Here is a 14,033-nt window from a genome sequence, read left to right as displayed (position 1 = left end):
GTCAGGTATTTATTGGACGATTACTTTTTTGACTATTGGGACGTAGTTTATGATCGTGACAAATTGGAAGAAATGTCTACTGGTAAAGCCAGTTTTGTTATACTGATGCTGATTGTAGGTTTGAGCGGGTCAAAGGCTCCGATACTTATTGATCAACCTGAAGATAATTTAGATAATCGTTCTATCACCAAAGATTTAGTGGCGTATTTGAGAAATAAAAAATTAGAACGACAAATTATCCTGGTCACTCACAATGCGAATGTCGTAGTGAACGCTGATGCGGAAAATGTGATCGTGGCGAATCAAAAAGGCCAGAACGACAAAGAAACAACAAGTCCTTACCAATTTGATTATATCAATGGCCCCATTGAACACACGAAAGCTGTAGCGACGCCAAAAATAACGGATCTGTTGAAATCGATGGGGATCCGAGAACATATTACAGACATAGTTGAAGGAGGTGAAGAAGCATTTAAAAAGCGCGAGAAAAAGTATGGTTTTTCTAAATGACGGCAGCGGTCCCAGAGTTTTGATAAAAATACCTAAATAATAAACTCAAATTTAAGGTCCTTGCCTATGATCGGCAAGGACCTTTTTTGTAGACTGCTAAACAAGTTACTCTCGATAGCTTCAATATAGCCTTCAAATCAAATGTGTCTCAAATGAATAAAAAGACTATTTCTCGAATTTAAGCTGGAGAAAACTCGAAATGCTCGCGGTTGGGATTGAGGATCGTAGCGGTCTCAACGGCCTATTGCCCCCAAAATTTAAGTCATAAACAATGCCCCCGCAAAAACAGATCAATCACTGCTGATAAAAAATTATTATTTTTAGTCACCTAAATTACTCACTATGCCAATGCAGGAAGACGGTACATTCGAATTATTGCTCAGTAACATATTAAATGAAGAAGAACTACAGTCGAGCATGCGGAAAGCGTTAATTTCCAAGTCAGTTATTGAAGAGAGAATTTTACCAAAAAAACAAGAAATTTGGGATACAGTCATTTCACAGTTGCAGGAGTTTGATCTGACGGTAATTTATCTCCGTGATTTTCAGCGCGACCACCCAAAGATTCACGAAATTCTTCATAACTCCCGACCGACGTATAAGCTAACAATATTATTCGTTGTCCTCGTTTTTTGTGGAGCAGCAATAATTTTCTTTCTCCCGATGTTGATATTCAAAGGCATTAAGGTACAAATGCAGACGGGAGGATTCATGTGGGTACTTTCAAATGACTGGATGCTCCCCGGCATACTGACGGTATTTTTTACTCTGTTTTTTTTCTTCCCAATATTTTGGGTTCGAAAAAAAATCCTCATTGCTATGTTCAAACGTAAAAGAGGGGAAATCCAGCTCGCAAATGCCCATTTGATCCAGGATTACAGATCCAAATCTGAACATCTTTTCAATCTAAACCAACTTATAAAAAACAGTGTCACGGAAACTATGAAAGACTTGATCCGGGATATTATCAATAATGAGTTCCCGGAATCATATGCAATTGAATTTGCAGATGTCCAGGCAAATGGCCTTGGCGAAATGATCGATGCGTCGAGGACCGTCGACACTGATGCTAAGAAAAAATTACAATTCCTTCTTAATAAGATGCCAGGCGGAAGTATCGGCATCGCGGGTTCAAGGGGTGCAGGCAAAAGTACGCTGATCAAAACATTCTGCGGTAACACGAGGAGTGTCCGGGAAATAAACGATGTGACTATAATTCCGGTAATGACCTCAGCACCTGTAAAATATGATGCCAGGGATTTTTTACTTTACTTATTTTCCTTAACCTGTGAAAATGCGCTAAAAGAAGCTAAGGTAAAGCTGCCAGAAAATTTGAGATCTGATTACCAAGACGAAGTTGCGTCAAAATTCACGATAATCCTCTCACGTATTTTACCATTTATTTTCAGGTTGCTTCTCATTGCAGGGTTATTTTTAATGTTTATTTCATTTTCCGTTTGGAGGCTGCACCAACAGTTTCATAAAGGCTACCGGACTGAGCTTGAATATAAATTTCTGAGTTCATCTAAACCAGATACGATCAAATTGAAAAAAGAGAGATTGATGAATGCGGGGCGGCTCGATTCTCTGCAAAAAAATCGTATTGCAAGCAATTTTGGGGAATTCTATTTGAGCACGATCAGTGCATCGCCCAATAGTTCAGTATCTTTTTTAAACTGGGGGCTTTTTTTAATAACGGCAGCACTATCATTCCAGTTTTTTCAGCGCCGGTTCGCTCTTGTAAGAAACGCACACCGGATTATAGAAAAAACAATTGAAAGAGTTAGTAACAGTTTGCCGCCATCGGAGAATGCATATTCAATAGCAAATGAAGCGGAAACCTGGCTTCGTAAAATTCGGTTTCAGCAGACGTTTACCGAAGGATGGGGCGGCAGCCTTAAGCTACCCATCGGCATTGAGGGTAATCGAACAGGAGGCAGAAGCATGGCTGAAAAGCCAATGACTAATCCAGAGATCATCGAGGGGTTTAGCAAATTCCTGGATTCACTGGCCGTTCATTACCAGGTGATCATTGGCATAGATGAACTGGACAAACTCGAGACTGACGACACCGCGACGCAATTTTTAAATGAAATAAAATCGATATTCGGTATCCAGCGTTGTTTTTTCCTGGTTGCTGTATCCGAAAACGCGATGAATAGCTTCGAACGGAGGGGACTACCGTTCCGGGACGTCTTTGACAGCTCCTTCGATAGCATCGTATTCGTGAATTACCTAAACCTCAATCGCGCGAAGGAGCTTTTGCAAAAAAGAATGATCGGCAGGCCAGTTCCTTTTTGGGGGCTTGCATATTGTTTTGCCGGCGGCCTGCCAAGAGATATTGTTAGGCATTTCCGCGAAATCCTTCGGCTTGCAGAGGTGGGTAGAAATATAGAAACAATTGCTGAAAAAATGATCATAGATGATGCAAGTGCGAAAATCCGGGCAACAATGAACGCACTTAGGAAATTACAGAACCTGACTGAGGCAAGCGAGGTCTTTGCCATGCTCTTTGTTCTGCAGCCGGAACGATTTACCAAAGCCATTTTGACTGGTGCAATTTCAGGACTTTTCCAAACCCTGCGCAACATGAATACTACTATCGCACAACAAGGTGTTGAAGAAACCAACAGAACTGCACTTATGGTCATTATTGAGGAATTGGGCAGTTATTTTGGTTATTTGATAACGTTATGGGATCTCTTCAGCGTAGACCTATCCGAAGAAAAAATGAAAAGATTAAACGACGACGGCACCTTAGACCGGATCACCATGGCCAGGCAAGCGTTTTCAATAGATTATGCCATTGCAAGAACAATTATAAGCGACTGCAGAAATGTGGAAGGATTATCAACTATATTTTAATTGTGGTTGTTCCCGACATAACACTTAAGATAGCCTTAATCGTCAGCTTCGATCCGCTGCTTTCGCCCAAATCCGTTGGCGAATTGTTAAGAAGTTTCCAAAGCCATTTCCTGAATTGTCACAAACACAAAAAAGCCCGATATTTTTCAAAGAAGAGAACCAGGTTGAAAACTTTATGAAATATCTCGAAAACAAATTAAAATCCATCATTTCAAAAGTGACTAATGACGAAAAGAAAAACAGGCTAAGGGTCAATTTTAGGCGAAATGTATAATCAATTCCAAAAAGCATCGCCCTACGTCTAAAGCAGTTTCAGGGGCCACATCAACTGGCGCGGCTTAGTGCTCGTGCGCTTGATCTCGTTGTTGTGACCATCGAACTTCCGACCTTTCAAATCGAGCCTTATTACCTGTTTTTCATGACTATTTGAATTGATAGTCAAAGGAGATTATTACGATTTTACGTTTTAGGCAACTTGCCTAAAATAAAAACTTAGGTAAGATGGTGCTTTCCCTTTGTTCAAAATATACTTCACCTAAATATTAGGCTACTGGTCTAAGAGTTCCTTGAGTGTTAAAGAAATTGCGGGCAGTTAAATAGTGCGATATGCAAATAAATTATTCACACAAACGCAATGTAACACCCGTCAAAGCAGTTGAGATATTGGCTAAGCACGGTACAAAAGTGACATTAGAGGAAGCGAAATTAATCTTGGATTCCATGTACAAATTTGGTAAATTAGCTATAGAAATAGAATTTAATTCACTGATAATCAAACACGAATAAAAGCTCAGTTGCTTTGATTATGTTTTCTTTTATAACATGAAAATAGCAGACTTATATATTAGAGTAAGTACCGACGAACAAGCTGATAAGGGTTACTCACAACGTCTTCAAGAAGATGTCCTTCTTAAGTATTGTGAAATAAACGGCATTAAGGCAAGAAAGATCATCTTCGAAGATCATTCGGCAAAAACCTTCGAACGGCCAGAGTGGAAAAAACTATTGGTTGAACTCAAGAAATATAAAGGCAAGACAGATTTGGTCTTGTTTACGAAGTGGGACAGATTCAGCCGCAATGCAAGCGATGCATATCAAATGATCAGCCTTCTGCGAAAGATCGGTATTGAGCCACAGGCAATTGAACAACCGCTGGATATGAATATTCCGGAAAACAAAATGATGCTGGCTGTTTACCTGACCACACCGGAGATAGAAAATGACCGCCGAGCCTTAAACGTGAAAACCGGGATGCGTCAAGCCAGAAAAGAAGGCCGGTGGTTAGGCGTTGCGCCTCCGGGATATATCAATAAAACAAGGGAGAACGGCACGAAATACGTCGCCTTTAATGAGCCGGAAGCAACTCATATGCGCTGGGCTTTCGAACAAGTAGCCGATGGCGTGTTTACCACTCAGGAGGTTTGGAAAATGGCAAATAAACGAGGCTTGAAAGCCAGTCTGACGAGTTTTAGAACTGCATTGAGAAATATAGGCTATTGTGGTAAAGTTTTAGTTCCTGCGTATAAGAATGAAGAAAAACAATTGGTACAGGGCTTACACGAGCCGCTTATATCCGAGGCAATGTTTTTCAAGGCGCAAGAAATGATAGATGGAAGAGTTAGGGAAATCGGCATTAATAGTTCTCACGGGGTTTTAGTGGTCGCCCCTGATAAGCTTCCATTAAGAGGATTTCTACGTTGCTCGCGATGTACACGTTTGCTAACTGGAAGCGCATCAAAGGGACGTAACGGTTACTATCATTATTATCATTGCCAACCATCATGTGGCTGTCGCTACAAGGCGGAACAAGTTAATATGGCGTTTCTTGCGAAGCTTCGTGAATTTATCCCTAAGGCCGGAATGGCTGAATTATACGCTGAAGTTATACTCGACTTGTACAATAACGGAAACGACTTTTTCCGGAACGAACGAAAAAACTTTATCGCACAGATTACTGAAAACAATAATCGGATAACTAAAGCGAGAGAGTTACTTTTATCAGATGATATTACAGGAAGCGATTATAAAACGATCAAAGCTGAAGCGGAAGAAAAAATAATGATCCTTGAAGCAAAGCTTTCCGACTTTATGGCTAATAGTGCGGCGACGGTCGATATCGACAAATTGGTTTATAAAGCAGTGGAAAACCTAAAAAAGCTTGATCTCTTATATTTAAACGCAGATATTGGCAAGCAACGGGATATCATTGGTTCGATCTTTCCTGAAAAATGGAGTTTTGATGGCATAGAACATCGAACCGGAAAAATCAATGAAGCAGTTAGGCTTATATATCTGATTAACAATAAGTTCCCCAATAAAAAAAACCGTGTCAGAACGAAAATTCGTACTGACTACGGCTTTGTACCCAGCGCCGGAGTCGAACCGGCACGGTTTCCCACAGGTGTTTGAGACCAGCGCGTCTACCAATTCCGCCAGCTGGGCATGCTATGTCGTGATTGATGATTAATCCCTCACAAGCGGGCTGCAAATGTATCTAAACTCTCTTTAATTCGCAACAGATATTTTTGTCTAAAGTAAATTTCTGCAATTTTATTTAGCCGGTCTTCCTGAGCGGTATGGTCTAATAGCTCATAACCGGCGGTCAGTTCATTGAATTTGTCATTAATATCACCCTCAATAGCAAGCACTTCCGCTGTTACGGCGGCTAATTGTTCGGCATCGTCTACTTCCATCAGGCGTTCATTAATATCCATCATTTCCATTAAAAAATCTGCCGGAAGTTGTGGTTTTGCACCCTCAGATACCAGATTATGCTGTCTTAAAATGTATTCCATACGGCGCGTCGGGTCCGAAAGCACTTGGTAAGCCTTGTTATTTAGCGTTGATAGTTCCAGTATTTCCTGTTGTTTGGCCTCGTCTTCGCCCGCGTAAAAATCGGGGTGGTATAGTTTGCTCAGTTCGTAAAACTTCTTTTTAAGCGCGGGTTGGTCTGCGTTAAAAGATTCACGAATACCATAAAATTCAAAATAGTTCATAATCAAAATAAACACGAATTTCACTAATAAAAACCAATTAGCACTAATTGATATTCATTAATTATCCCAATATTATAAAATACAGATCTTTGCTTTTCTGAAATTGAGGCCTATTCGTTGTAATTCGTGGTTATCATTATCTTTGCCATTATACCAAAAAAACTATGTTGTTTGAACAAATGCGGCAAAAGCCGTTCTTTATACTGGGCCCCTGTGTTATGGAAAACCAGGAGCTTTTATACCAGGTAGCCGAAAAGGTAGCCGAAGCAGGACAGAAATACAACGTGCCTGTAGTATTTAAATCATCATTTGATAAGGCCAATCGTACATCTATCCACTCATACCGCGGCCCTGGTATTGAAAAGGGTATGGAAATGCTGCAAAATGTAAAAGAGCGTTTTAACCTGCCTGTACTTACCGATATTCATGAACCTTTTCAGGCTGTCATTGCAGCACAGGTGGTTGATATATTGCAGATACCTGCCTTTTTGTGCCGCCAAACAGATCTGTTAGTGGCAGCCGCACAAACTGGTAAAATAGTGAATATAAAAAAGGCTCAATTCCTTTCCGGCCATGATATGTTTTATCCCGCTCAAAAAGTAATTGAGGCTGGCAATACGCAGATCATACTTACCGAACGTGGTAACATGTACGGTTACAATAACCTGGTTGTTGATTTCAGGAATATTTATGATATGAAAGCCTTTGGTCATCCGGTTTGTATGGATTGTACCCACTCGGTACAACGACCAGGCGGGGCAGGCGGCAAAACCGGAGGCGACCGTACCTTTGTACCTATGATGGCATTAGCCGCTAAAGCCTTTGGTGCCGATGGTTATTTTATGGAAACCCACCCAGATCCGGATAACGCGCTTAGTGATGGCCCTAACATGATCAAATTGCAGGATCTTGATCAGGTTTTATCTTCGCTCATTAATTAATAATACTAAGATCAGCAATTATGAAAACAAGTTTTGTTTTATTAACGTGGAACAGGTATAAATTCCTGGAGTTATGCCTTGAAGCGTTAATAGCAAGTATTGCCGATACTGCTGAATCTGAGATTATTATAATGGATAACGGATCGACGGATAATACCCCGGAGGTTTTAAAACGTTATCGGGATAACAAATTAGTTAAGGTTATATCCCGAGATAAAAATTATGGGCTAAATGCTTATAAAAAACTGTTTAACTATGCCAAAGGTAAGCGTATAGTTATTGTAGATGATGATGTGCTTAGTTTCCCTCCAAAACTTGATCTGATATTTGAAGATTATATGCAAACATTTACTAATTATGCTTTTATTGCTTTAAATGTTATTCAAAACGAGTTTACCAATGGAGCTAAACCAACTCCTGAGCATTACGTTGATGAAACGATAAACGGTAAAACCATTGAATTTGGCCCAACGGGTGGCTGGTGCGCTTGTTTCAGAAAATCAGATTACCGCAAAATATGGTTACATGTTGCCTTTGCAAATTTGAATATGAAAAATTCTGAGGATGGTTTCTTAGTTCATACTTTTCAAAAGCGGTTAAAACTAAAGTCAGGTATTATTAAAAATGAGGTGTGTTTTCATGCATCGGGCCCATATTACGCTAAGCAATACGGACATCTTGATCGCGAAATTGAAAAATATAAACAATCGGGCCTGCAGGAATTTGTTGACGACTACGAAAAATATAATAGTAATTAAATTATGCAGTAATTGCATCGCTGTATAATAACTTATGAAAGATATAGCTAAAAAGGTTTTTGATATTGAAATTGAATCGCTGCAACATGTGGCGGCTTTAATTGACGATGAGTTTACCAGGGTAGTTGAAGCCATACTAAACTCCAGCGGCAAACTGGTGGTTACCGGCATAGGCAAATCGGGTCTTATTGGTAAAAAAATAGCTGCCACGCTGGCCAGTACAGGTACACCAAGCTTTTTTCTGCATCCCGGCGAAGCATTTCACGGTGATCTGGGCATGCTGGGCACCAATGATGTGGTGATGCTGATATCTTACTCAGGCGAAACGGATGAACTGCTGCGTATAATTCCTTTTTTGGTATGGAATAAAAACCTGGTTATTGGTGTTACGGGTAACCCAAACTCAACCGTGGCTAAAAACAGTCATCACCATCTCAACATAAAAATTTCAAAAGAGGCTTGTCCCTTAGAGCTTGCACCTACATCATCAACTACAGCTGCCTTGGTTATGGGCGATGCCCTGGCTATAGCTCTGATGGAGAGCAGGGGCTTTCAGCAACATGATTTCGCGCGTTTTCATCCTGGCGGAAGTTTAGGGCGAAAGTTATTGGTTAAAGTGAAGGAAATTATGCGAACCGAAAAACTGCCGTTTATTCATGAAAACGCTTCATTTATGGAGTTGCTGCTCAACATGTCGGCCGGACGTTTAGGCATGGTGATGGTAGGGGATAACACTCACCTTAAAGGAATAGTTACTGATGGTGATTTGAGGCGTGCTTTGCTGCAGCACCCAGACACCTCAACCCTTACCGTTGCCGAAATCATGACCACCAATCCCATTATTATTGATGAGGAAGAATTTGTGAGCAAAGCCGAACAATTGATGATCGAAAAAAAGATCACTACCTTGCTTGTTGGCTCTGCACAAAACAGAACCATTACGGGTGTTTACCAGATCTACAATCAGTAAGTCTGGTTTATAAGCATCACTAAAATAAATATTATACATCTATCTACCATTGTTATAAAAATGCTTGATCAATCAAATCAACCGGTTAAAAAATTTACACCTCCCGCAGGCAACCATATCGCCATTATAGGTTTGGGCTATGTTGGTTTACCCTTAGCGGTTGAGTTTGCTAAAAAATTTCCGGTTAAGGGTTTTGATATCAAACAGGCAAGGGTTAATGAATTGAATAATGCTAACGACCACACGCTTGAAACCGAGCGGGAAGCGCTTCTATCGGTACTTAGCACCGACCCAACAGCAAATAAAGGATTGATATTTACCTCTGAAATTAAAGATATAGCGCCTTGTAATATATACATTGTAGCCGTACCTACACCTACAGACCAGTATAATCGGCCCGACCTAAGCCTGCTTATTAAAGCCAGCAAAAGTGTGGGTACTGTACTTAAGGAAGGCGATGTAGTGATCTATGAATCAACAGTATATCCTGGCGCTACCGAGGATGTTTGCATACCAGTATTGGAGCAAACATCAGGACTGCGTTTCAACCGTGATTTTTTTGCCGGGTATTCACCTGAGCGTATCAATCCGGGAGATAAGATACATACATTAACCAATATTTTAAAGGTAACATCGGGCTCCACAGCCGAAGCAGCTGATTTTATAGATGGGCTTTACCAATCTATTGTTACAGCAGGCACGCATAAAGCACCCAGCATAAAAGTAGCCGAAGCCTGTAAGGTGATCGAAAATTCACAGCGTGACATTAATATCGCTTTTGTAAATGAGCTGGCGAAAATATTTAACATTATGGATATTGATACCCATGCTGTTTTAGAAGCTGCCGGTACAAAATGGAATTTCCTGAATTTTAAACCGGGATTGGTTGGCGGGCATTGTACCGGTGTCGATCCTTATTACCTGGCACAAAAAGCGCAGGAGGTAGGCTATCATCCTGAAATTATACTGGCCGGCCGCAGGCTTAATGATGGAATGGGTACCTATGTAGCCCTTGAGGTAATTAAGCTGATGATTAAAAATGATATAGGCATCAAAAATGCCAATATATTGATGCTTGGCTTTACATTTAAAGAGAACTGCCCTGATGTACGCAATACCCGGGTTATTGATATTGTAAATGTGTTAAATGGCTTTGAAGCGCGTTGTGAAATATTTGATCCCTGGGCCAACCCTGATGAAGTTAAACTGGAATATAATGTAGATACGATAAAACATGCTGACGGCTTGCGTGGAGGTTACGACGCTATAATTGTTGCTGTTGCGCACCGTGAATTTTTTGATCTGAACTACCAAAAGCTTAAAAAGGAGCCTGCTTCTGTGATATACGATATTAAGGGAATATTAAGTAAAGAACTCGTAAACGGACGCCTGTAGCTATTTTCAAATAACTGTCGATAAAACGGTTTACTTATCTCCCCAATATTGGTGATGTAGAAAATTATACAATTATTTTATATTTGATTTTGTATGAATTTTTTAATTTTGCCGACAATAACATTCAATTTTTGCAATTGAATGCACATTCAATTAACAGATTGTTATATTAAATAATAATGCTAATTTTAGCCTGGAGTTTAGACATCAATAACCTTATAATACATGATTCACAGATACGCTACTTTTATTAAAGCAGTGAACCTTACCATCGATTATATTATACTTAATATAAGCATGGTGATTTCTTACTTCATCGAAGACAGGTCGTATATTTTTTGGATTAACAACAGGAGGTATCTACCAATTGTGTTAGTATTCAATTTAATTTGGCTGTTATCTGCAAACATTACCGGATTGTATGAACATGTACTCAATAAAGATTCCATAAAAACCTACCGTGGCGTAATTAAAACCTACCTCTTATTTGTAAGTTTCATATGCTTCACCATTATCATATTAATAGGTACTAAGGCTTACTTTATTACCCGCGAATACCTTTTTTAGTCCCTTGCGCTCTTCGGCTTTTTACTGGGTTTATGGAAATTGATATTCCTCACCATTCGTAAAAGTGATCGTGCATCATTAATTGACACCAGGGCTGTTATTATCATAGGCGGCGGCCGTATCGGTTCAGATCTGTACAGCTTTTTTAAACAAAACCCGGAGCGTGGTTATAACCTGGTAGGCTTTTTTGATGACGATGCTGACAGGGTTAAAGATAAGCGTATGTACCTAGGCGATACAAACGATTGCATTAGCTATGTGCTCAGTAATAAAGTTGATGAAATATTTTGCACCCTGCCTAACTCAGAGGCCCAAACTATTGAACGCCTGATGCTTGATGCTGATAAAAACCTCATCAGGTTTAAGTTTATCCCAGAGTATTATGACTACGCGAAAAAGCCAACTTTTATACAAAGCTTTGGGCATATACCGGTAATATCGGTAAGGCCCGAACCATTGGAGAATATGCTAAACCGTTCTGTAAAGCGTTTGTTCGATGTGCTTTTTTCCATATTCATTATCCTGTTTGTATTTAGCTGGCTGTTTCCTATACTGGCTATCATCATTAAGCTGGAATCAAGGGGACCAATATTCTTTGTGCAGGAACGTTCCGGACGTGATAATAAGCCATTCAAATGCTACAAATTCCGTAGTATGCGGGTAAATAAAGACTCGGATAAAAAACAAGCCAGCCGCGGCGATAAGCGTATAACCAAAACAGGTGCCTTTATCCGCAAAACAAGTTTGGATGAATTACCGCAGTTTTTCAATGTAATACTCGGAAACATGTCAGTAGTAGGGCCAAGGCCGCACATGATCAGCCATACCCAACAGTACTCGCAACTGATTGATACCTTTATGGTAAGGCATTTCCTGAAACCAGGCATCACCGGCTGGGCGCAGGTACAAGGCCTTAGGGGCGAAACTCAAACAACACAAGCCATGCTTGAGCGTGTAGAGGCCGACGTTTGGTATCTGGAAAATTGGTCGTTTCTGCTGGATATGAAAATCATATTCCTTACGGTTTGGAACGCTGCCCGGGGCGAAAAGAACGCGTTTTAATATGTCTGTATTTCACGATCAGTTAAATCGTGAGGTAAATTTGCCAGAGGTACCTAAAAGAATTATTTCTGTTGTTCCTTCGCAAACGGAGTTGCTGTTTTATTTAGGTCTTGATGTGGAAGTTGTTGGTATTACCAAATTTTGCATTCACCCTGCCGATAAATTTAAAACGGTAACCAAGGTAGGAGGTACCAAACAATTAGAGATTGACCAGATCAGGGCACTAAACCCCGATCTGGTCATTGCCAATAAGGAAGAGAACACCCAACTACAGATAGAAGAGTTAATGAACATTTGTCCGGTTTGGATAAGTGACGTTCATAATTTTGATGATGCCCTGGAAATGATCAGAAGCATTGGTACTATCACCAATCGCCGTACAGAGGCCAATATCCTACTTGCAGATATTACTACTTCATTCAACAAGCTAATTTTACAGGCTTTAAACCAACGTGTTGTTTATTTCATATGGCGCAAACCATACATGGCAGCCGGGCCTAATACTTTCATCAGCAGCATGCTGCAAAAATGTGGGCTGATAAATGCGGTTAAAGCCAGCCGGTATCCTGAGATAAGCGCTCAGGAACTGACAGAGATTAATCCCGATCTGATATTTTTATCCTCCGAGCCATACCCGTTTAAGCAAAAACATGCAGATGAGTTGCAAGAGTTATTGCCCAGCTCACAGATAATATTGGTAAATGGCGAGTTGTTTTCCTGGTATGGCAGCAGGTTATTAGATGCCCCTGCTTACTTCAGGCAGTTGATAAATAACCTAACAATAAATTAATAACAATGAAATGAGATAGATAGCTAAAAAACTAAATAAATATTTTATTATTTAGCTTTAAACACTATCTTTGCGACCTGTTAAAAACAGAACGCGGAAGTGGCGTAATTGGTAGCCGCACCAGACTTAGGATCTGGCGCTTCACGGCGTGGGGGTTCGAGTCCCTTCTTCCGCACTAACCATTCCCCCGCAACACGGGGGAATTTTTTTATAGCGCAAATCATAACTTTTACAAGTTTGAGATCGCTTATTTAAATAGTATTATTATACATTAATAAATTATTGATCCAAAATGAACATTACACAGGAGAAAATTGACGACTTAAACGCTGTAATAAAAATTAAGATTGCCCCTGAGGACTATGCGGACAAGGTGGAAAAATCTATAAAAGAGCAAGCTAAAAAGGCCAACCTTCCGGGATTTCGTAAAGGAATGGTTCCTGCATCCCACATTAAAAAGATGTACGGAAAAAGCATTCTGGTTGAAGAAATCAATAACCTGCTAAGTGAATCATTAAATAAATACCTAACGGATAACAAGGTTGAAATACTTGGTCAACCATTACCGGTGATGGATGATAAAGAATTTAAATGGGATTACACGGATGAATTCGAATTCGACTATGAACTCGGACTTGCTCCTGCTGTAGATGTAGCAATAAACTCAAAAAATAAATTTACAGAATACCAGGTAAAAGCAGATGCGGAAACTCTTGATGCAAGAATCAAAAACATTCGCAAAAGCTATGGCAAAATGACAAATCCGGAAGTTTCGGCAGAAGGTGACGTGATCTATGCCGAATTAGCACAGCTTTCGCCAGATGGTTCAGTTTTTGAAGGCGGTATTAATCATACGGGTTCTATCAGACTTGATCAAATAACTGACAAGAAGATTTTGAAATCACTTGTGGGTTTAAAAAAGGATGACGTAGTAGAATTAGACGTTCAAAAAGCATTTGACAAAGATGAAGTAATTATTGCCAAATTGCTTAACATTGGTGAACCGGAAGCAAAGGATTTGAAATCTAAGTTTCAGGTTACGGTGAAGAATGTAAACCGTTTGGAAGAAGCTGATCTGAATCAGGAGTTCTTTGATAAATTATTTGGTGAAGGTGCGGTAACTGATGAATCTGGCTTCATAGCTAGAATTACGGAAGAGATCGAAAGCATGTTCAAACA

10 protein-coding genes, 2 tRNA genes and 2 pseudogenes are annotated in these 14,033 nt (G+C 40.0%); 12 read left to right on the top strand and 2 right to left on the bottom strand.

Annotated elements, in window-relative coordinates; all coding sequences use genetic code 11:
- The 3 genes and pseudogenes from AAGC65_RS20110 to AAGC65_RS20100 all read left to right on the top strand — a co-directional run.
- Positions 1–510, top strand: a pseudogene (locus AAGC65_RS20110) (TrlF family ATPase); the annotation flags it as partial.
- Between the two features lie 342 nt (positions 511–852).
- Entirely contained in the window at positions 853–3,375 is a 2,523-nt protein-coding gene (locus tag AAGC65_RS20105; protein WP_343114249.1) for a GTPase domain-containing protein, read from the top strand.
- A gap of 822 nt (positions 3,376–4,197) precedes the next feature.
- Entirely contained in the window at positions 4,198–5,784 is a 1,587-nt protein-coding gene (locus tag AAGC65_RS20100) for a recombinase family protein (RefSeq protein WP_343114250.1), read from the top strand.
- Here the strand turns inward: AAGC65_RS20100 and AAGC65_RS20095 are convergent.
- Both AAGC65_RS20095 and hscB read right to left on the bottom strand, forming a co-directional pair.
- A tRNA-Leu gene (locus AAGC65_RS20095) sits at positions 5,738–5,817 on the bottom strand. The two genes, AAGC65_RS20100 and AAGC65_RS20095, sit on opposite strands and share 47 nt — an antisense overlap.
- A gap of 29 nt (positions 5,818–5,846) precedes the next feature.
- On the bottom strand, positions 5,847–6,371 hold the full coding sequence (gene hscB / locus AAGC65_RS20090; protein WP_343114248.1) for a Fe-S protein assembly co-chaperone HscB: 525 nt from the start codon (positions 6,369–6,371) through the stop codon (positions 5,847–5,849).
- A gap of 164 nt (positions 6,372–6,535) precedes the next feature.
- Here hscB and kdsA point away from each other — a divergent pair, with 164 nt between their 5' ends.
- From kdsA to AAGC65_RS20045, 9 genes and pseudogenes are all read left to right on the top strand, one after another.
- A complete protein-coding gene (gene kdsA, locus AAGC65_RS20085) occupies positions 6,536–7,312 on the top strand; it encodes a 3-deoxy-8-phosphooctulonate synthase (protein ID WP_343114247.1) in 777 nt (258 codons plus the stop codon).
- A gap of 20 nt (positions 7,313–7,332) precedes the next feature.
- Entirely contained in the window at positions 7,333–8,070 is a 738-nt protein-coding gene (locus tag AAGC65_RS20080; RefSeq protein ID WP_343114246.1) for a glycosyltransferase family 2 protein, read from the top strand.
- A 34-nt stretch (positions 8,071–8,104) separates the two neighbouring features.
- Positions 8,105–9,040, top strand: coding sequence for a KpsF/GutQ family sugar-phosphate isomerase (locus tag AAGC65_RS20075; RefSeq protein WP_343114245.1), 936 nt, complete (start codon positions 8,105–8,107; stop codon positions 9,038–9,040).
- 60 nt (positions 9,041–9,100) lie between these two features.
- Complete coding sequence (locus AAGC65_RS20070) at positions 9,101–10,435, top strand: nucleotide sugar dehydrogenase (RefSeq protein WP_343114244.1); 1,335 nt, start codon at positions 9,101–9,103, stop codon at positions 10,433–10,435.
- 225 nt (positions 10,436–10,660) lie between these two features.
- The gene (locus AAGC65_RS20065; RefSeq protein ID WP_343114243.1) at positions 10,661–11,002 is read left to right on the top strand and encodes a hypothetical protein; all 342 of its coding nucleotides are present in this window, start codon (positions 10,661–10,663) and stop codon (positions 11,000–11,002) included.
- Between the two features lie 21 nt (positions 11,003–11,023).
- A pseudogene (locus AAGC65_RS20060) lies at positions 11,024–12,064 on the top strand (undecaprenyl-phosphate glucose phosphotransferase); the annotation flags it as partial.
- A gap of 1 nt (position 12,065) precedes the next feature.
- A complete protein-coding gene (locus tag AAGC65_RS20055; protein WP_343114242.1) occupies positions 12,066–12,854 on the top strand; it encodes a helical backbone metal receptor in 789 nt (262 codons plus the stop codon).
- Positions 12,855–12,947: 93 nt separating this feature from the next.
- Positions 12,948–13,029: transfer RNA gene (locus AAGC65_RS20050), tRNA-Leu, on the top strand.
- A gap of 117 nt (positions 13,030–13,146) precedes the next feature.
- Positions 13,147–14,033, top strand: an 887-nt coding sequence (locus tag AAGC65_RS20045; protein ID WP_343114241.1) for a trigger factor family protein, incomplete at its 3' end; no start/stop codon positions are given.

Source organism: Mucilaginibacter sp., assembly GCF_039207105.1.
Classification (GTDB): domain Bacteria; phylum Bacteroidota; class Bacteroidia; order Sphingobacteriales; family Sphingobacteriaceae; genus Mucilaginibacter.
Note: the sequence above shows the minus strand (reverse complement) of the source record. Positions and strands in the feature narration are given on the sequence as shown.